The 18,310-nt window shown below is 67.3% G+C and carries 16 protein-coding genes and 1 tRNA gene; 12 read left to right on the forward strand and 5 right to left on the reverse strand.

Going from position 1 to position 18,310, the window contains the following annotated elements:
• Positions 1-101: 101 nt before the first annotated feature.
• The 6 genes from GRI62_RS08320 (at position 102) to GRI62_RS08345 (ending at position 7,728) form a co-directional block, all read left to right on the forward strand.
• Positions 102-2,273: a sodium-translocating pyrophosphatase gene (locus tag GRI62_RS08320; RefSeq protein WP_131452871.1), complete on the forward strand. Its 2,172-nt coding sequence runs from the start codon at positions 102-104 to the stop codon at positions 2,271-2,273.
• A gap of 189 nt (positions 2,274-2,462) precedes the next feature.
• On the forward strand, positions 2,463-3,605 hold the full coding sequence (locus tag GRI62_RS08325) for a GNAT family N-acetyltransferase (RefSeq protein WP_131452872.1): 1,143 nt from the start codon (positions 2,463-2,465) through the stop codon (positions 3,603-3,605).
• A complete protein-coding gene (locus GRI62_RS08330; RefSeq protein WP_131452873.1) occupies positions 3,602-4,486 on the forward strand; it encodes a cupin domain-containing protein in 885 nt (294 codons plus the stop codon). The genes GRI62_RS08325 and GRI62_RS08330 overlap by 4 nt, the downstream gene beginning before the upstream one ends.
• A 33-nt stretch (positions 4,487-4,519) precedes the next feature.
• Positions 4,520-5,407 carry an acyl-CoA thioesterase gene (locus GRI62_RS08335; protein ID WP_131452874.1) on the forward strand — a complete coding sequence of 296 codons (888 nt, stop codon included), beginning with the start codon at positions 4,520-4,522 and terminating at the stop codon, positions 5,405-5,407.
• Positions 5,400-6,968, forward strand: a complete 1,569-nt coding sequence (locus tag GRI62_RS08340) for a serine hydrolase (RefSeq protein WP_131452875.1) — start codon at positions 5,400-5,402, stop codon at positions 6,966-6,968. Before GRI62_RS08335 ends, GRI62_RS08340 begins: the two co-directional genes overlap by 8 nt.
• Before the next feature lie 31 nt (positions 6,969-6,999).
• Positions 7,000-7,728: an EcsC family protein gene (locus tag GRI62_RS08345; protein ID WP_131452876.1), complete on the forward strand. Its 729-nt coding sequence runs from the start codon at positions 7,000-7,002 to the stop codon at positions 7,726-7,728.
• 174 nt (positions 7,729-7,902) lie between these two features.
• Here the strand turns inward: GRI62_RS08345 and GRI62_RS08350 are convergent, their stop codons facing one another.
• A complete protein-coding gene (locus GRI62_RS08350) occupies positions 7,903-8,271 on the reverse strand; it encodes an energy transducer TonB (protein ID WP_131452877.1) in 369 nt (122 codons plus the stop codon).
• 3 nt (positions 8,272-8,274) lie between these two features.
• On the reverse strand, positions 8,275-10,233 hold the full coding sequence (gene uvrC / locus GRI62_RS08355; protein ID WP_131452878.1) for an excinuclease ABC subunit UvrC: 1,959 nt from the start codon (positions 10,231-10,233) through the stop codon (positions 8,275-8,277).
• 80 nt (positions 10,234-10,313) lie between these two features.
• Between uvrC and GRI62_RS08360 the strand changes: the two genes are divergently transcribed.
• Positions 10,314-11,504 carry a BaiN/RdsA family NAD(P)/FAD-dependent oxidoreductase gene (locus tag GRI62_RS08360; protein ID WP_131452879.1) on the forward strand — a complete coding sequence of 397 codons (1,191 nt, stop codon included), beginning with the start codon at positions 10,314-10,316 and terminating at the stop codon, positions 11,502-11,504.
• Positions 11,505-11,618: 114 nt separating this feature from the next.
• Here the strand turns inward: GRI62_RS08360 and GRI62_RS08365 are convergent, their stop codons facing one another.
• Positions 11,619-14,501, reverse strand: a complete 2,883-nt coding sequence (locus GRI62_RS08365) for a TonB-dependent receptor (RefSeq protein ID WP_160731846.1) — start codon at positions 14,499-14,501, stop codon at positions 11,619-11,621.
• Positions 14,502-14,724: 223 nt separating this feature from the next.
• Between GRI62_RS08365 and infA the strand changes: the two genes are divergently transcribed.
• The 5 genes from infA to GRI62_RS08390 all read left to right on the forward strand — a co-directional run bounded on the left by infA (position 14,725) and on the right by GRI62_RS08390 (position 16,867).
• Complete coding sequence (infA, locus tag GRI62_RS08370) at positions 14,725-14,976, forward strand: translation initiation factor IF-1 (protein ID WP_131452881.1); 252 nt, start codon at positions 14,725-14,727, stop codon at positions 14,974-14,976.
• 12 nt (positions 14,977-14,988) lie between these two features.
• Positions 14,989-15,588, forward strand: coding sequence for a Maf family protein (locus GRI62_RS08375; protein WP_188669317.1), 600 nt, complete (start codon positions 14,989-14,991; stop codon positions 15,586-15,588).
• Complete coding sequence (locus tag GRI62_RS08380) at positions 15,581-16,540, forward strand: ribonuclease (RefSeq protein ID WP_131452882.1); 960 nt, start codon at positions 15,581-15,583, stop codon at positions 16,538-16,540. Before GRI62_RS08375 ends, GRI62_RS08380 begins: the two co-directional genes overlap by 8 nt.
• Complete coding sequence (locus tag GRI62_RS08385; protein ID WP_131452883.1) at positions 16,537-16,707, forward strand: DNA gyrase inhibitor YacG; 171 nt, start codon at positions 16,537-16,539, stop codon at positions 16,705-16,707. The genes GRI62_RS08380 and GRI62_RS08385 overlap by 4 nt, the downstream gene beginning before the upstream one ends.
• Before the next feature lie 85 nt (positions 16,708-16,792).
• Positions 16,793-16,867, forward strand: a tRNA-Phe gene (locus GRI62_RS08390).
• Positions 16,868-16,882: 15 nt separating this feature from the next.
• Here GRI62_RS08390 and GRI62_RS08395 read toward each other — a convergent pair.
• Both GRI62_RS08395 and GRI62_RS08400 read right to left on the reverse strand, forming a co-directional pair.
• The gene (locus tag GRI62_RS08395; RefSeq protein ID WP_131453835.1) at positions 16,883-17,203 is read right to left on the reverse strand and encodes a 2Fe-2S iron-sulfur cluster-binding protein; all 321 of its coding nucleotides are present in this window, start codon (positions 17,201-17,203) and stop codon (positions 16,883-16,885) included.
• The gene (locus GRI62_RS08400) at positions 17,203-18,249 is read right to left on the reverse strand and encodes an aromatic ring-hydroxylating dioxygenase subunit alpha (RefSeq protein WP_131452884.1); all 1,047 of its coding nucleotides are present in this window, start codon (positions 18,247-18,249) and stop codon (positions 17,203-17,205) included. The genes GRI62_RS08395 and GRI62_RS08400 overlap by 1 nt, the downstream gene beginning before the upstream one ends.
• Positions 18,250-18,310: the final 61 nt, after the last annotated feature.

The raw sequence follows: 18,310 nt of genomic DNA on the forward strand, positions 1-18,310 counted from the left end.
CGCGCTTTGCGCTTGTGCAGCGTCGCCCGATAAAATAGCCCTTGCCACTGGCGAACCCGGGACAACCGGGTCGTTTACTCAGGGAAGGGGAAAAGAGGGACATGAACCTCGTACTCATCGCAATCGCATTGGGGGCGCTCGCCGTGGTCTACGGCTTCGTTACCAGTCGCCAGGTGCTCAGTGCATCGGCCGGTAACGCAAAGATGCAGGAAATCGCCGGCGCCATCCAGGAAGGCGCCAAGGCCTACCTCAACCGCCAGTATTCGACGATCGGCATGGTCGGCGTGGTCGTCGCCGTCATCGTGGGCGTGTTCCTCGGCCCGGTATCGGCCATCGGGTTCCTCATCGGCGCGATCCTTTCGGCCGTCGCCGGCTACATCGGCATGAACATCTCGGTGCGCGCCAACGTGCGCACCGCCGCCGCCGCGCAGACCAGCCTGCAGGCGGGCCTCACCCTCGCCTTTCGCGCCGGTGCCATAACGGGCATGCTGGTGGCGGGCCTGGCGCTGCTGGCCATCGCGGTGTTCTTCTACGTTCTCATCGGCCCGATGGGTGCCGATCCCGCCAGCCGCGAGGTTATCGACGCGCTGGTGGCGCTCGCCTTCGGCGCCTCGCTGATTTCCATCTTCGCACGGCTCGGCGGCGGCATCTTCACCAAGGCCGCCGACGTGGGCGCCGATCTCGTCGGCAAGGTCGAGGCCGGCATCCCCGAGGACGATCCCCGCAATCCCGCCGTGATCGCCGACAACGTGGGTGACAACGTGGGCGACTGCGCCGGCATGGCCGCGGACCTGTTCGAAACCTATGTCGTCACCGTGGGCGCAACCATGGTGCTGACCGCGCTGTTGCTGACCGACGCGGGCGACCTGCTGCTGCCGCTGATGGCATTGCCCCTGCTGATCGGCGGGGCGTGCATCGTGACCTCGATCATCGGCACATACTTCGTGCGCCTGGGTTCTTCGGGCAAGGCTGCGACGAACGTGATGGGCGCCATGTACAAGGGCTTCCTCGTCACCGCCGTGCTGTCCATTCCGCTGATCTGGTTCGTGATGCAGTTCGCGCTCGGCGACCTTGGCAACACCATCAACGTCACGGAAAACCTGGGCAACATCGATGTCGGCGAGCCGCTGGCGGAGGAAGGCACGTCCTCGACCCTGCCGTTCACCGGCTGGAACCTGTTCGCCTGCTCGGTCATCGGTCTGCTGCTGACCGGGGTGATCATCTGGATCACCGAATACTACACCGGAACCGGCTTTCGCCCTGTCCGCTCCATCGCCAAGGCCAGTGAGACCGGCCACGGCACCAACGTGATCCAGGGCCTCGCCATCAGCCTGGAATCGACCGCCCTGCCCACGCTGGCGATCGTTGCGGCGATCATCGCCACCTTCCAGCTCGCCGGGCTCATGGGCATTGCCTATGCCGCCACATCGATGCTGGCACTGGCGGGCATGGTCGTGGCACTCGACGCCTATGGCCCGGTCACCGACAACGCCGGTGGTATCGCCGAGATGGCAGGCCTGGACGAGGGTGTCCGCGAGAAGACCGATCTGCTCGACGCGGTGGGCAATACCACCAAGGCGGTGACCAAGGGCTATGCCATCGGCTCGGCCGGGCTTGCCGCGCTGGTGCTGTTCGCCGCCTACACCACCGACCTTGCCGAGTTCTTCCCGGACGCTGACGTCGATTTCAGCCTGGAGAACCCCTACGTCATCGTCGGCCTGCTGCTGGGCGCGCTGCTGCCCTACCTGTTCGGCGCAATGGGCATGACCGCCGTGGGCCGCGCGGCGGGCGACGTGGTAAAGGACGTGCGTGCGCAGTTCCGGGAAAAGCCGGGCATCATGGATTACTCCGAAAAGCCCGACTACGCCCGCACCGTGGACCTCGTCACCAAGGCTGCCATCAAGGAGATGATCATCCCCTCGATGCTGCCGGTGCTGGCCCCCATCGTGGTCTATTTCTCGATTCTGCTGATCGCCGGACAGGAGAACGCCTTTGCCGCGCTCGGCGCGCTGCTGATGGGCGTGATCGTGGGCGGGCTGTTCGTGGCGCTGTCCATGACCGCGGGCGGAGGCGCGTGGGACAACGCCAAGAAATATATCGAGGACGGCAATCACGGCGGCAAGGGCTCCGAAGCCCACAAGGCCGCCGTGACGGGCGATACCGTGGGCGATCCCTACAAGGATACCGCGGGCCCGGCCGTCAACCCGATGATCAAGATCACCAATATCGTCGCCCTGCTGCTGCTGGCGGCGCTGGCGGGCGGCGGCGCCTGATACCGCAGCCGCAGCGACGGTGACACGAAAACCCTGTCCGGAGCGATCCGGGCAGGGTTTTGTTTACCACCCTTCTTGACCTTTCCTTGGCCGGCCCCGCCTTATGCCCGATGGGCCGGAAAGCCATTCCGGTGCCATTGCGGGTTAACGAATTTCTTGGGCCAGCCCCTTCCCCTCGACCATCGTGCCATGCCGACCGATGCAGATCCGCGATCGGCGCCCGAACCGCGCCTGTCGCTGACCTTGCGCGCGTGGAAGCAGTGCGATCGGCCCGATCGCGTGGCCGCCTGGGATGCGCTGGCCCAATGGGCATCCGAACCTAATCCCTTTTACGAAAGCTGGTATCTGCTCGCCTCGCTGCGCGCGCTCGATCCCGGCGGTGCCGTCGCGCTCATCGTGCTGGAGGCGGACGGCCAGCTCGCCGGGCTGATGCCGGTCAAGCGAGAGGCGCGCTATTACGGCTATGCCCTGCCGCACTGGCGCAACTGGGCGCACGCCAACTGCTTCCTGGGCATGCCGCTGGTGGCGCGCGGGTTCGAGCGGTCGTTCTGGCGCGAAATGCTTGCCTGGGCCGATCGAAACGCTGGCCGGGCGCTGTTCCTGCACCTCGCCCACCTCCCCGTGACCGGCCCATTGCACGAGGCGCTGGCCGCCGAACTCGCCGCAAGCGGACGCCCGGCAGCGACCGTGCTGCGTGAAGAGCGAGCCATGCTCGTCACCCAGACCCCCGCAACCTATCTCGACAGCTCGCTATCGACCAAGAAACGCAAGGAATTGCGCCGCCAGCACCGCCGTCTGGCCGAACAAGGCGAACTTGCGACCGAGCGCTGCCACGACGCCGCCGGGTTGGAAAGCTGGATCGCGGAATTCCTGCGGATCGAACAATCGGGATGGAAGGGACGGCAAGGTTCCGCCCTCGCCAGCACGGCGGACACCGCCCAGCTGTTCGCCCAGGCCCTGCAAGGTGCGGCGAGCCGGGGGCGGCTTGAACGGTTGTGCCTGCGGCTTGACGGTCGCCCCATCGCCATGCTGGCCAGCTTCGTCGCGCCGCCGGGCGCCTTTTCCTACAAGACCGCCTTCGACGAGGACTTTGCCCGCTATTCCCCCGGCGTGCTGCTCCAGCGCGAGAACATCGCCCTGCTGCAGCGTGACGCGGTCAGCTGGATCGACAGCTGCGCCGCCGAGGATCACCCGATGATCGACCACATCTGGCGCGAACGCCGCGCCATCGCGCGCCATTCGATCGGCATCGGCGGCCCGCTGCGCCGCGCCGCCTTTGCCGCCATCGCCCGGCGCGAAACGGGCAGGCCGGCGCGAGGGATCGGCGCATGAACCGCCCTAGCGCCCCCATGAGTGGACGCGCCATCGGCACCCGGCGCGTCTTCCCGGAACGCGCCCGCAGCTTCTTCGCCTCGTCCTATCCCGAAGGCACGCACAAGCTGGACCACAACCTGGTCGGCCACCCGCTGCTCGAACTGGATGCGCTGGCGCTGCTGGGAGAGGCCCTGCCGGCGCGCAGCTGCGAATACAATCGCGGCGACCTGCCCATCGGTGTCGAGGGCAAGCCCGAGGGCAATGGTTTCAGCATCGGCGAAACGATCCGCACCATCGCCACGTCGAACAGCTGGGCGGTGCTCAAGAACATCGAACAGAATCGTCCGTTCGCGGGCCTGCTGCACGCGCTGATCGCGGAGCTCGCGCCGATCATCGAGGCGCGCACCGGCGCGATCCTGCGGCCGCAGGGCTTCATCTTCATCTCCAGCCCCAATGCGGTGACGCCGTATCACTTCGACCCGGAGCACAACATCCTGCTGCACCTGCGCGGACAAAAGACGATGACGGTCTTCCCCGCCGGGAATCCGCGGTTCGCCGCCGATCGCATGCACGAGGCCTATCACACCGGCGGCGCGCGCGAGCTCGCCTGGCGCGATGATTTCGCGCGCGATGGCGTCCCCTTCCCCCTGCATCCCGGCGAGGCGCTATATGTGCCGGTGATGGCGCCGCACTTCGTGCAGAACGGGCCGGAGGTCTCGATCTCGCTGTCGATCACCTGGCGCAGCGACTGGAGCTTCGCCGAGGCCGACGCCCGCGCCTTCAACACCATCCTTCGCCGGATGGGGTTCGATCCCGCACCGCCGGGTCGCTGGCCGGCGAGCAACAAGGCCAAGGCGACGATGATGCGCGTGGTGCGCCGGCTGTCGCGCCGACCTTGACCCGCCGTTTGCCTGCGCGCATGGGCGAAGGCGATGGAGCCTTCCACCGATTCCACCCCTGAACGCGTCCTCGCCGATCTGGTTTTCCTGCTCGATCTGGAAGACCGGGGCAGCGACGTATTCATCGGCCGCAGGCGCGAGGATGGGACGGGCCGGGTATTCGGCGGACAGGCGATTGCCCAGGCTTTGGGCGCAGCCAGCCGCACGGTCGACCCGGCGCGCGCCGTCCATTCGCTCCATGCCTATTTCCTGCGCCCGGGCAGCGACGCCCTGCCTATCGAATACCGGGTGAAGCGCGATCTGGACGGTCGCAGCTTTTCCAATCGGCGCGTGGTGGCGAGCCAGGAAGGCAAGCCCATCCTGAACTTCGTCGCCAGCTTCCAGGAGCCGGAGGAAGGCCCCGGCCACCAGCATCCGGCCATGCCCGACGTGCCCCCGCCCGAGGCGCTTGCCGCCGATGCCGACATTCGCAGGCGCGTGGCTGCGGCGGTTCCCGACGGCCCGATCAGGAACCTGCTGTCCCGCCCCTTCCCGGTCGATTTCCGTTCGGTGGAGCCGCGCGACTGGCTCGATCCGCAGGCTCGTCCGCCGGTCTCGCATGTCTGGTTCAAGACCGTGGCACCGCTTCCCGCCGCCAGCGCGGTGCATCGCAGCGTGCTGGCCTATGTTTCCGATTTCCAGATCCTCGCCACCGCGCTGCAACCGCACGGCAAGAGCATGCACCGGGGCGAGGTGAAGGCGGCCAGCATCGATCACGCGATCTGGTTCCACGAGGATTTCCAGGTCGACGACTGGCTGCTGTTCGCCACGGAAAGCCCATGGTCGGGCGCGGCCCGCGGGTTCGCGCGCGGGCAGATCTTCACGCGCGAGGGCAAGCTTGTCGCCAGCGTGACGCAGGAAGGAATGTTGCGCCATGTCTGAACCCCGTTCGCTCCGTGTCGCCGCCCTGGCGCTGCTTGCCCTACCCCTGCCCGCGCTGGCGCATGATGTGCCCGCCATTGATTACGCGGAGGCGCTGCGCCGCACGGCGGCAGCCTATGACAGCACCGGCATGGTCGCCGCGGTCATGGTGGATGGCGAGGTCGTCTATACCGGCGTGACCGGTATCGCCGAGGAAGGCACCACGCGCCCCGTCACCGAAGACATGCTGTGGCCCATCGCCAGCATTTCCAAGGCGTTCACCACCACCGCGCTCGCCATCCTCGTCGACCGGGGCGAGGTGGAATGGGACGCGCCGGTGCGCACCTATGTGCCGGAATTCGCCATGTGGGACCCTTGGGTCAGCGAGCATTTCACCGTGCGCGACCTGCTCACCCACCGCTCCGGCCTGCCGCTGGGTGCGGGCGACCTCCTGATCTGGCCCGATGGCGACGCGGCGCCTGCCGACGTGATCGCCGCCCTGCCGCACTTGCGCCCCAGCACCGGCTTTCGTGATGGCTACGCCTACGACAACCTGATGTACGTGGTGGCAGGAGAAGTCGTCGCGCGCGTTTCCGGCCGCGACTGGGCGACCTTCGTGACCGAAGAGCTTTTCCAGCCCATCGGCATGGACGACGATTGCGCCGCGCAGATGGACCGCATTCCCGCAGGCGCTGCCACGGTCACCGGTCACGAACGCGCAGCTGGCGCCGACGCCGGCGTGCCGATCGATCCGCGGCTGGCCTTTTCGGAAACGTGGTCGGCAGCGGGCGGCATCTTCTGCAATCCGCGCGGCATGATGGAATGGGGCAAGTTCTGGCTCGACGGCGGGGTGACCGCCAGCGGCACGCGCCTTGTCAGCGAGGCGCAGGCGCGTGAACTGTGGCAGGGCGTCACGCCCGTGCCCGTCGGCGGCACGCTGCGATCCAACGGCTCCTCGCACCTCGGCATGTATGCGCTGGGCTGGAACGTGCGCGATTTCGAAGGCCACCTGCACGTCAGCCATGGCGGCGGCGCGCCGGGCGTCGTCAGCAACTTCGTGCTGATCCCCGAACACGGCGTGGCCATCTTTTCGGCCACCAACGATTATCGCGGGGCGGCTTCCACGTTCAACTACCACGTCGCCAATGCACTGGTGGGTGACAGCCCGCAGGATTACATCGGCGAATTCGGCAGCGCCTTTGCCGCGGCGGAGGCGGAAGGGACGAGCCTGATCTCGACGACCACCGCTCGCCCGGAAACCGTCGCTCCGCTCAGCCTGCCGCTCGCCGCCTATGCCGGCACCTATCGCGACCCCTGGTATGGCGACGTGACCATCACGCAGACCGAGGAGGGGCTCTACCTCGACATGGGTCGCAGCGCGGTGCTCGACACCACGCTGGGCCACTATTCGGGCGACCGCTTCACCGCCTTCTGGCCCGACAGTTCGCTGAAGGCCGATGCCTTTGTCGACTTCGCGGTGGCGGACGGCGTGGTGACGGGCATGACGATGCAGGCGATTTCCGACCTTACGGACTTCTCCTACGACTTCCACGACCTGCAATTGACGCGCGTGCCCGACTAGGAACGGCGCGCTGGCCCCGGCGTTTGGGGGCATGAACTTCGAAAAGCAGCAGGCGGCCTATCGCCAGAGCAAGCCCTCGTGGCTGGGTCGCGGTATCGAGCGGCTGACCAACCCGTTCGGCAAGGCCATTGCCGCGGTGGTGCCCAAGGGCATGGTGGAGGCCGTGCTGAAAGGCGTGGACGCCGCCGTGGGCGCGCCGCAACTGGTCAGTTTCACCCACGATCCGCACGATCTGGCCGCCGCGCGCGCTGCATCGAAGCGCGTGTCGCGCAGGGCGCGCGCCATCAGCGGCGGAACCGGCGTGGCGGCCGGCATGGGCGGCCTGCTGACGATGGGGCTCGACATTCCGGCAACCATTGCCATCGCGCTCCGCACCATCCGCGATACCGGCCGGGCCTATGGCTACGCGGGCGAAGGTCCGCAGGAAAAGCTGTTCCGGCTGCAAATCCTCGAACTGGCCGCGCTTGACGATCCGGACGTTCGCACCCCGCGCATCGCCGCGCTCGAAAGCGCCATCGGGCACGACGGCGAATTGGTCGCGGCCACGCACGACCGCATCGTGCCGGTGGTGGACCAGGCGGTGGAGCGCGTCAGCCGCGCGATCGCCTTTGCCAGCTTCCGCAGCCGGGCGGGCATGATCGTACCGGTGGTAGGCAGCGCGGTGGGCGGCGTGGTCAACGCCAGTTTCCAGGGCGACGTCGGCGAGGCTGCACGTTTCGCCTTTCAGGAGCGGCGGATGCGGGCCATCCGGGCGGGTTGAGCACCGTTCTCGCCATGGGAGCCGCCTTTTCCCTGCTCCCGGCCACGCGGGGGTCGCTCGCTACCCCGGCGGGGCGACGAAATCCTAATTTGTGTGATAGACGATCGATGTAGTCCATCGGCCCGCGGTGGGCTGGCCTTCGGCATCGAGCGCGGGATGAAACGAAGCGTGAGCTTAGATACCGTTGCACGCTGCCGCATCGAGAACGGGATGGCCGCTGCTCCGGCTGACCATGCACGATGCCACCTCGCCCCGCGCCGTCACGTCGACACTGACGCCGACGGTGCCCTGCCGCCTCTGCCGCTTGGCCGCGACCGGGTAATCCGCATTGATCCGCCTGACCAGAGTCGCCAAATTCACAGGTTGGGCGGCACGGCCGGGAACGGCGGCGGGCGGAGCCTGGTCGTTCGTCAATCGTGCAAACACGATTTGCGGCTCGCCCCTTGCAGCGGATACCTCTTCGACCCGATCCACTGCACAGGCAGGCATGGCGCACATCACCATGACAAACCCGGCAACCACGATCGCTTTCCTGTTGCGCATCGCTTACCCCCCCGCGTGGTAGAAATCGTAGACCTTCTGCGCCACGCTTTCGCTGACGCCGGGCACGCGCTTGAGATCGTCCAGCGCTGCCGCCCGCACCTTACTGGCCGTTCCGAAGTGCAGCAACAGCGCGCGTTTGCGGGCCGGACCTATGCCGGGGATCTCGTCCAGCGGTGAGGCGGTGATGGCGCGGCTGCGCTTGGCGCGGTGGGCGCCGATGGCGAAGCGGTGCACCTCGTCGCGCAGGCGCTGGAGGTAGAACAGAACCGGCGAATTGACCGGCAGCGTTTTCTCGCGCCCGTCGGGGAAGTGGAACACCTCGCGCCCCTCGCGCCCGTGGTGCGGGCCCTTGGCGATGGCCACCAGCGGCACGTCCTCGATACCCAGTTCCTCCAGCGTATCGCGCACGCTCGACATCTGCCCCTTGCCGCCGTCGATCAGCACCAGATCGGGCCAGACGCCGGCCTTCTCGCGGTCCGGGTCCTCGGTCATGGCGCGGGTGAAGCGGCGGCTCATCACCTCGCGCATCATGCCGAAGTCGTCGTTGGTCTGCGCGGTCCTGATGTTGAACTTGCGATACTGGTTCTTGATGTAGCCCTCCGGCCCGGCAACGACCATCGCGCCCAGCGCCTTGTCCCCCTGGATATGGCTGTTGTCGTAGATCTCGATGCGCTGCGGCACCTCGGCCAGCTCCAGGAAATCGGCCATCTCGCGCATGATTTTCGCCTGCGTGCCGCTCTCCGCCAGCCTCCGGTCGAGCGCCTCCACCGCGTTGCGCTGGGCCTGCTGCATCAGCCGCCGCCGCTCGCCGCGCTGCGGGGTGGAGATGGCGACGCGGCGATCGGCCAGCGTGGAGAAGGCCTCCTCCAGCAGCGCCTGCTCCGGCAGTTCGCGGTCGACGAGGATGTGGCGCGGGGGCGGCACTTCCTCGTAGAATTGCAGCAGCACGTCGGCCAGCACCTCGCCCTCGTCGATCTCGCCGGTGTTCTTGGGGAAGAAGGCGCGGTGGCCCCAGTTCTGCCCGCCGCGCACGAAGAAGCCCTGCACCGCGATCTGCCCGCCCTTGGCGTGGAGCGCGAAGACGTCGGCATCGCCCACCCCGTCGGCGTTCACCGCCTGGCTGCCCTGGATGAACGTGGCGGCGCGCAGCCGGTCGCGCAGCAGTGCCGCGGTCTCGAAATCGAGATCGGCGGCGGCCTTTGCCATCTGGCTTTCGATCTTCGCCTGCACCGCGCCCGACCTGCCGCCCAGGAAGTCCTTCGCCTCCTGAATCAGGGAGTCGTAGCCCTCCTTGTCGATGCGGCCCACGCACGGCGCGCTGCAACGCTTGATCTGGTAGAGCAGGCACGGCCGGTCGCGGCGGGCGAAGAAGCTGTCGGTGCAACTGCGCAGCAGGAACAGCTTTTGCAGCGCGTTGATCGTGGTGTTGACCGATCCGGCGCTGGCGAACGGGCCGTAATAATTGCCCTTGGCCTTGCGCGCCCCGCGGTGCTTCTGGATGCGCGGGAAGTCGTGCCCTTCGCGCAGCAGGATGAACGGGAAGCTTTTGTCATCGCGCAGCAGCACGTTGTAGGGCGGGCGAAAGCGCTTGATGAATTGCGCTTCCAGCAGCAGCGCGTCGGCTTCCGAATTGGTGGTGACGATCTCCATCGCCCGGCATTGGCTGACCATGCGCTTCAACCGCGTGGAGAGCGCCTTGACCTGCGTGTAGTTCGCCACCCGCGCCTTCAGGCTGCGCGCCTTGCCGACATACAGCACGTCCCCACGCGCATCGAGCATGCGGTAGACGCCAGGCTTCGGCTTGAGCGTGCGGACGGTTTCGCGAATGGCAGCGACACCCGTTTCCAGATCGGGCTGCGCACCTTTGTCGCCGTCGCCTTTCACGGTGTAGGCAGCGCGCTCTTCGTTGAAGCGTTCCTTGCCCCTCGGGTCGGACGGGGATCCTGCTTCGGCGCGGCTCATGCCCGGTCAGATAGGTAGGGAAGCGGCAATTGGCAAAGCGGGCTTTGGACTTATGCGACGCGCGCGCCTAGCGAGCGGGAATGGACGAGTTCGATGCCATCGTATTGGGCGGCGGGGCCGCGGGCCTGTTCTGCGCCGCGATCGCCGGTCAGCGCGGACGCCGGGTGCTGGTGCTGGAACGCAGCGAAAAGGTGGGGAAGAAGATCCTCATCTCCGGCGGCGGGCGGTGCAACTTCACCAACATCGGCGCAGGGCCGGGCAACTACCTTTCCGCCAACCCGCATTACGCAAAGAGCGCGCTTGCCCGCTACACGTCCGCCCAGTTCCTGGCGCTGGTGGAACGGCACGGCATAGCCTGGCATGAAAAGACGCTGGGCCAGTTGTTCTGCGATGGCAGCGCGCGGCAGATCGTCGACATGCTGCTGGCAGAGTGCGCCGCCGGTCCGGGCGAGGTCGTCATCCGCTGCCGTGAGGAGGTGGGCGAGGTCTCGCACGACGTTGGGCCTGTGGGGGCGCGTTTTACGGTGGCCACGCAATATGGCCGCTTCACCGCGCCAGGTCTGGTCATTGCGACGGGCGGGCCGAGCATTCCCAAGATGGGCGCCAGCGATTTCGCCTATGCCCTCGCCCGCCAGTTCGGCCTGAAGGTCGTCGAACCGCGGCCCGCGCTCGTCCCCCTCACGCTGGGCGGGGAAGAGGTGCTGTTCCGCGAGCTGGCCGGGGTGGCCGCCGAGGTGGAGGCGCGCGCCGGCAAGACGGCCTTTCGCGAGGCGGCGCTGTTCACCCATCGCGGAATGAGCGGCCCGGCGATCCTCCAGGCTTCGAGCTACTGGCGGCCCGGCGAGCCGGTGACGATCCGGTTCCTGCCTGATCGCCAGCCCGGCTGGCTGATCGAGGCAAAGCGCGCCACGCCTGGCCAGCATCTGCGGACCGTGCTGCGGGGCGATCTGCCGGGCAGGCTGGCGGACGTGCTGGCCGACCAGCTTGGCCTTGCCGGCGATCTTGGCAACCTGCCCGACAAGGCCCTGCGCGCGGCGGAGGAACGGCTGCGCGCCTGGACCTTCCAGCCCAACGGCACCGAAGGCTTCGCCAAGGCCGAGGTAACGGTCGGCGGCATCGCCACTGCCGAACTCAGCTCGCAGACGATGGAGGCGAAAAAGCTGCCCGGTCTCTACGCCATCGGCGAGGCGGTGGACGTTACCGGTTGGCTTGGCGGCTACAATTTCCAATGGGCCTGGGCCAGTGGTTACGCCGCGGGGATGGCCCTTTAGGAGCGATTTCGGTCGGCAACCAGCCGACGGCAAGGGCGACCGCCCGCCCGCAGCGTGCACGCAGCGAACCGGAATGCGTCTGCCGAGGAGGAAGCCGCCGGGGCAGCTTCGAAATCAGAAGAGCTTGCGGAACTCGATCTCGAAACGGCGACCCACAGGATCGATAAGGAACGGCTGGTAACGCAGCGGCACCACGCCATTGCTGTCCGTCACCCGCTGGCGCGCATCGAACACGTTGTCCACGCCTATGCTGATCCGCGAACCCTCGAAGAACGGCACGGATTCCACCAGGCTGGCTTGCTGGCCAAGATCGGCAAAGGCCCGAAGGCTAAGCGTGGCGAAGTCGCCAAAGGTAAGATCGGTGCTGCCGGGCAGGTCCGACCCTTCCAGCTCCGCCTCGCTGCGGTAGGAACCGAAGGCGAAGACGCCGAAGCCATCCTTGAACACCCCGCCACGCGCGCTGAGTGTGTGACGCGGAATGGCGCCGGATAGCGCATCACCGTTGAGGAGGTCGAGACGCGGCAAGCCATCGGCAATCAGGACGGTATTCTCGATCTCGTAGGCATATTGCAGGTTGGCAAACCAGCGCCCTGTGCCATCGCCACCACCTGGTCCGCCAAAACGCATCCCGCGGCCACCGCCGGGCGGGGGTCCACCCGAGCCTCGGCCCGAGGGGGGACCACCGGCCTGCTGGCCCGCGGGGCGCCCGCCCATCTGGCTGACGTCGGCACTGCAAATCCGTTCGCGGGTCTGGGCGAAGCGTTCGGGATCGATGCGACCATCTTCGCCGGCAAGGCGTTCAAGCATTTGCGGCGGGATTGCGAGCGGCTGACCGTCCAGGCCGATCGGCGGTTCTTCCCCGGCAGCGGCCGCCGCCACCGCGGCGTTCAACAGCTCCAGCAGGGCCTCGGGTTCCGCTTCGCAGAATTGGGCCCGCATCTGCTGGAAACGCGCCGGATCGAAACTGACGGATTGCTGGCCGGACCCGGCGCCACCGCCGGCAGCGGGGGGCGCGCCGGCCGGGGCTGCCGCGGGACGGCCCTGCGCGGCTCCGCTGGCCTGTCTGCCACCCGTCCCGGCAGCGCTCTGTGCGTTGCCCGCGCCGATCTCGCCCGAAAGGTTCAGGCCGACCTGCAACCGCCGCACGTCCTGTTCGGCAAAGGTCACGAACGTATTGTCCAGCCGCGTCAGGCGCCCGCTGGCGTCGCGCGTGACGCGCCCGGGAAAGGCTGCCTCGATTGCCGGGGTCAGCAGCGGCAGACTCTCGGTCGTGTCCTCGGAATGATTGTCGAAATATTCGACCAGCAGGCTCGCCCCTTCCATGAACGGGAGCTGCCAGTTGGCGCTGAATTTCCAGTCGCTTTGCGACTGCGCGGGCAGCAGCGCATTGCCGCCGCTTACCAGTTCCACCAGCACGGTCTCGTTACGGCCAATGTCGAAAATCGGCACGTTGGGGGTAACGATCTGCGGTGCGCCAAGCTGGCTGAGCGTGGGCGCGGTATCGCGGCTCACCCATGTCGCCCCCAGCGACAGCTTCTCCGTCACGCCCCAGGTCAGGCCCAGCGACAGGTCGGTCAGCGTGCCGAAATCGGAGAGGTGATCGACGCCGGCCTGTACGTTGAGCGATAGATTGCCCACGTCCTCGAGGAACTCCTCGTCGCGGCTGGTCAGCGGCACGTTGACGTTCGCGCCGGCGGTGAACCGGGTGCGGTCGAGCTGGGTTTCGAAGCCCGGCGTGCGCGTGTCGATGCTGTCGATGCCGTTCGCGGTGAAGCCAGTGTCCAGCGTGACCGAGACATCCCCTGCGGGCAGTCGCAAAGGCGTGGAGCGCGCGGTGACGAGCGAATCGATACGGTAGGTATCGCTCAATGCCTCCTCAAACCCGGCATCGGCGAAGCTGGGCAGATTGCCATCGAGCGCGAGCTGGCCCGTCGCCGCCGCAGCCACCAGCGCCGTCGTGTCGAGCCGGGCCTGGGTGCGGCTGCGGCTGTCGGCAATCGTCCCGTCGGCGGTGGCGGTGACCTGCCAGTCGCCGATGTCGGTCGCCAGCGTAGCCCCCGCCGAATAGCTGTTGCTGCGGCTGTCGACCGCAAGCGGATCGGCCGGGTTGAAGGTGCGCAGCGCGGTGGCGCCGTTCGGGTCTGTCAGCACCACGGAATCGAGGCCCTGCAAGCTCAGGCCATCGCTGCGGCTGTAGTTGGCGTTCAGGCTGAGCGAGCTGCCGGGGCTGAGCGACGTCGTCCAGTTGGCCGTGGCCGAGATGCTGGAGGTATCGGGCACCAAGGTGCGGAAATCGGCCGGGTCGGGATCGCCGGGGATCTGCGGCACACCCAGGTCGGTCTGGATTACCCCGCGCTCGCCTTCCGTCAGCGCGCTGGAATTGTTCCATTCGGCGTTGAAGTTCAGCCGGCTCTGCCCGGCAAGCCGCAGGTAGGTGCCTTCGACCTCCTGGGTGGAAAAGCCGCCATCGAACGGCTGACCGTAGCCAAGCTCCACCTCGCGGCTGGAGAAATTGCGCTTCAGCACGATGTTCACCACCCGCTGATCCGGCGAATACCCGTACTGCTGCGCGACCTCCTCGGTGAAGATCTCGGTGCGCTCGATGGCTTCGGGCGGGTAGCTGCTCAATTCGCGGAAGGAGGAAATGCGCACGCCGTTGACTAGGATAATGGGGAAGCCCCCCGACCCACGCCCGCGCCCGCTGGAAATCTGCGGGCCAAGGGATTCGAGCAGTTCGGCAATGGAACCCGCACCATAGGCAGCGATATCCTCGGCATCGAGTTCCAGCACCGGCGGCTGCGCGGCATCGACCCGCCCGGCAAGCGCAGCGGCGTAGACATAGATGACGTTGTCGTCATCTTCGGCAGGTGCTTCGGTTTCGGGGTCCGCCTGGGGTGCAGGTTCCTGCGCCTGCGGGCTCGCGTCCTGCGCCCCGGCGGGCAGGGCGACAAGTACAGCAGCGATGGCGAGGAGACTGGGGGACAGGAAAACGCGCAAATTCGTACCCTTACGATAAATTGGTGCCGGCCCCACCCGGCGGCGCATATGCTTACGCACGGCGCGACACGCAACCAGAGGGGGGTATTAAATTGTCGCAATTGCTTCCTATATTACCCGGCAGACAGCGCAGTGGCATCCGCGCTCTTCCCTTTCGGCAAAGGCGCGGCTATGGCGCGCCGCCGATCACTTACATTGCGAACACGAAGGACCTGGTTACTGCATGGCTAAAGAAGAACTCCTCGAAATGCGCGGCAAGGTAGTGGAGCTGCTGCCCAACGCGATGTTCCGGGTGGAGCTCGAGAATGGTCACGAAGTGCTGGGTCATACCGCGGGCCGGATGCGCAAGAACCGCATCCGCGTGCTGACGGGTGACGAGGTCCTGTGCGAGCTGACGCCGTATGACCTGACCAAGGCGCGCATCACCTACCGCTTCATGCCGGGCCGCGGCGGACCGCCGGGCTACACCGGCTAGGGTGTCGCGGGCGTGAGCGCGCCCTCCCCCATCCCCTCTTCCGGCCCCCGATTGCTGCTCGCATCGGCCAGCCCCCGCCGCCGCGAGTTGCTCGCGCGCATCGGGATGACGCCTGACGAGGTCGTGGCCGCCGACATCGACGAGACCCCTGCGAAAGCTGAACTTCCGCGCGACTATGCCCGGCGCATGGCGCGGGAAAAGGCGCTGGCCATATCCCCGGGCGAGGCTTTCGTGCTGGCAGGTGACACCGTGGTGGCCGCAGGTCGCCGCGTGCTGCCCAAGGCGGAGGGCGAGGCTACCGCGCGCGCCTGCCTCGCGCTGCTTTCGGGCCGCCGCCACCGCGTGTTCTGTGCCGTGGCATTGCGCCATCCCGATGGCACCGTGCGCGAACGGCTGTCCGAAACGCAGCTGCGGTTCAAGCGACTCTCTGCGGAAGAAATCGATGCCTACATCGCCGGCGGTGAGTGGCACGGCAAGGCCGGCGGCTACGCCATCCAGGGCATGGCGGAGGCGCTGATTCCGTGGATCCAGGGCAGCCATTCGGGCGTGGTCGGCCTGCCGCTTCACGAAACGCGGGCGCTGCTCAAGGCGGCGGGGTTCGCCCTTGCCTGAGTGGCAGGTGGTCGAGGGTATCGGCGAACACCGCGCGCTGTTGATGGATGGCGGCCGCGCCATTGCCGCGCGGGTGGACTGGCCCGGCGAACTGGTGCCCGGACAGGTGGAAGACGTGCTCCTGCTCCAGCGCCAGCGCGGCTCCTCGCGCGGCAGCGTGCGGTTCGCCAGCGGCGAGATCGCCTGGGTGGACCGCCTGCCCAAGGACGCCAGCGAAGGGGCGCGCATCCGCGTCGAGGTCGTCCGCGGGGCATTGCGTGAACCGGGCCGCGCCAAGCCCGCCCTGGTCCGCCCCTCCACTGCCGCACCGCGAGCCGCCCTTGCGCTGGCGGAGCGCCTTGACGCCAGGGTCGTGCGCGCTTTCGGCGCGGGTGAATGGGACGAGATCTGGCATACCGCGTGGAGCGGGAAGTATGCCTTTGCGGGCGGAGAACTCACCTTCAGTCCCACGCCGGCGATGGTGCTGGTGGATGTCGACGGTGACCAATCGCCGCGCGCGCTGGCGCTGGCGAGCGTGCCGCACCTTGCCGAGGCGATCAGGCTGCTCGACCTGTCGGGATCGATCGGCATCGACTTTCCCACCCTGCCCTCGCGCGCCGATCGCAAGGCATTGGATGCGGCGCTGGCCGCAGCCCTGGGGGAATGGCCGCACGAGCGGACCGCCATGAACGGCTTCGGCTTCGTCCAGATCGTGGCGCGCAGGCAGGCGCCCTCGCTGCTGGAGAGGGTGCAGTTCGATCCGGTGGGCGCGATCGCCCGCCTCGCCATCAATCACGCTGCCGCGCTGGAAGGGCCGGGAACCACGTTGATCGCGGCGCATCCCGCCGTCATCGCTGCCTTGCGCGCGGAGTGGCTTGAGCGGCTGCGGTTGCAGACGGCGCGCGGCGTCGAACTGCGGGCCGATCCGGCGGTTGCCCTAGAGGGGTGGCATACCCAGATTGTCCCCGCATGACCTCTACCCGCAAAGCCTGTCCGATCTGCCGGAAGCCGCGTGACCCCGAGCACGCCCCGTTCTGCTCGACCCGCTGTCGTGACATCGACCTGTCGCGCTGGTTCGGCGAGGACTACGCCGTGCCCGGCCCCCCTGCCGCTCCGGACGAGATCGCGCACGAGGATTAGGGTCTTGCCAAGGCCGCGCCGCTTCGCCATAGGCGCGCTTCATTCGCTCGCCGGTCGCCCCGATGATGACCGTGCGCGATGGTGTGCCTGGGTAGCTCAGGGGTAGAGCAGACGACTGAAAATCGTCGTGTCGGTGGTTCAAATCCGCCCCCGGGCACCATCCCCTGAGCGAAGATCAGCCTTGATGTTCCGGTGTCGTCACGGTCATCCCGTCAAGTTCGGGCGTGATGGCGATCTGGCACGACAGGCGCGAGTTGGGAGCGCGGTCGTCCGCGAAATCGAGCAGCGCGTCCTCGTCCTCGCCCATGTCACCCGTAAACGGCAGACAGGCCGCCTCCACGAACACGTGACAGGTCGCGCAGGCGGCCATGCCACCGCATTCGGCCACAACACCGGGTATGCCGTTGTCTCGCGCCGCGCGCATCAGCGTGCTGCCAGGCTCTGCCTCGACCTGCCGCGCCGTGCCGGCGTGGTCGATGAACGTTATCGCCACCATCACGCGTCCTCCGTCGCAGCGGGCGCCGCGTGGGCACGGGCATATTTGCGCACCGCGCGCCGCGCCATCATGCGCGCGGCGTCGGCGGCGTTGTCGAACAGGCGGTCTTCGCCCAGTTCGTCGACGCGGAGCTGCTGCGCCTCGATGAACACCTTGTCCTCGGCAATGGCCTGCTGGATCTGCGCGTAGATCACCTCGGTCGCCTGCGGATCGTCGGTGGCGTGGCCGTTCTGGACGGACCAGAAGTAATAGCAGCTGCTCTCGGTCGCCGGGGTGGCGGAATGGAAGATGCGCATGTCGAAACGGGGCGCAGGTGCGCTCGCCCGCTCGCTACCGGCGGGCACGCCGCCCGAATACTGCAACACCGTGCTCGGCGCCACGAAGTCGAACTCCTGCCAGCGGTCGATCCGCTCGGGCAGCTCGGGCACGCAGGCGGAATAGGCGGGCGGCGGCGGCGCGCCGCGCATCAGCCGTTCGAACCGCAGGCCGCCCGGTGCTGGCTTCAGCGCGCTTTCCGCCACCATGTGCACGTTGGGATCGGACCCGCCCACCGTGCCCCCGTGTACGTAGGCAAGGTGCGTCGCGTCGAGGAGGTTGTCGGCGATGAGCATGTAGTTGCCAGCCACCGGCGCCATCGCGAACTTGGCCGGCCAGGCGGGATCGCGGTGGAACGGATAATCGACGATCAATGACGGGTCGGCCCGTTCAGGATCGCCGTGCCATAACCACACGATGTCGTCCCTTTCCACCACCGGAAAGCTCTTGACCCGCGCGTTCGCCGGGATCGTTTCCTGATTGGGGATTTTCGTGCAGATCCCGTCGCAGCCGAAGACAACGCCGTGATAGTTGCAGCGAATACCCTCCGGCACCACCGTGCCGAGACTGAGGGGCGCGCCACGGTGGGCGCAGCTGTCGATCAGGGCGCAGGCCTTTCCGTCAAGCGAGCGGTAAAGCACCACGGGAAAATCAAACAGTCGCCGCGCCAGAGGCGACGGTGTCACCTCGTGCGACCAGGCACCCACATACCATGCGTTTTCAACGATCATTTCGCTCTCCAATTTTGCAATTCTCAATATGCGATAATTGCGCCCCTTGCAAATCTTAATC

The organism is Aurantiacibacter arachoides (assembly GCF_009827335.1).
Lineage (GTDB): Bacteria > Pseudomonadota > Alphaproteobacteria > Sphingomonadales > Sphingomonadaceae > Alteraurantiacibacter > Alteraurantiacibacter arachoides.

Coding starts and splice junctions, on each gene's coding strand:
- GRI62_RS08350 (WP_131452877.1), bottom strand. CDS start 8,271: ATGCGCAACAGGAAAGCGATCGTGGTTGCCGGGTTTGTCATGGTGATG.
- GRI62_RS08395 (WP_131453835.1), bottom strand. CDS start 17,203: ATGGTGGCGATAACGTTCATCGACCACGCCGGCACGGCGCGGCAGGTC.
- GRI62_RS08385 (WP_131452883.1), top strand. CDS start 16,537: ATGACCTCTACCCGCAAAGCCTGTCCGATCTGCCGGAAGCCGCGTGAC.
- GRI62_RS08335 (WP_131452874.1), top strand. CDS start 4,520: ATGGAGCCTTCCACCGATTCCACCCCTGAACGCGTCCTCGCCGATCTG.
- GRI62_RS08325 (WP_131452872.1), top strand. CDS start 2,463: ATGCCGACCGATGCAGATCCGCGATCGGCGCCCGAACCGCGCCTGTCG.
- GRI62_RS08360 (WP_131452879.1), top strand. CDS start 10,314: ATGGACGAGTTCGATGCCATCGTATTGGGCGGCGGGGCCGCGGGCCTG.
- GRI62_RS08345 (WP_131452876.1), top strand. CDS start 7,000: ATGAACTTCGAAAAGCAGCAGGCGGCCTATCGCCAGAGCAAGCCCTCG.
- GRI62_RS08320 (WP_131452871.1), top strand. CDS start 102: ATGAACCTCGTACTCATCGCAATCGCATTGGGGGCGCTCGCCGTGGTC.
- GRI62_RS08400 (WP_131452884.1), bottom strand. CDS start 18,249: ATGATCGTTGAAAACGCATGGTATGTGGGTGCCTGGTCGCACGAGGTG.
- infA (WP_131452881.1), top strand. CDS start 14,725: ATGGCTAAAGAAGAACTCCTCGAAATGCGCGGCAAGGTAGTGGAGCTG.
- GRI62_RS08330 (WP_131452873.1), top strand. CDS start 3,602: ATGAACCGCCCTAGCGCCCCCATGAGTGGACGCGCCATCGGCACCCGG.
- uvrC (WP_131452878.1), bottom strand. CDS start 10,233: ATGAGCCGCGCCGAAGCAGGATCCCCGTCCGACCCGAGGGGCAAGGAA.
- GRI62_RS08340 (WP_131452875.1), top strand. CDS start 5,400: ATGTCTGAACCCCGTTCGCTCCGTGTCGCCGCCCTGGCGCTGCTTGCC.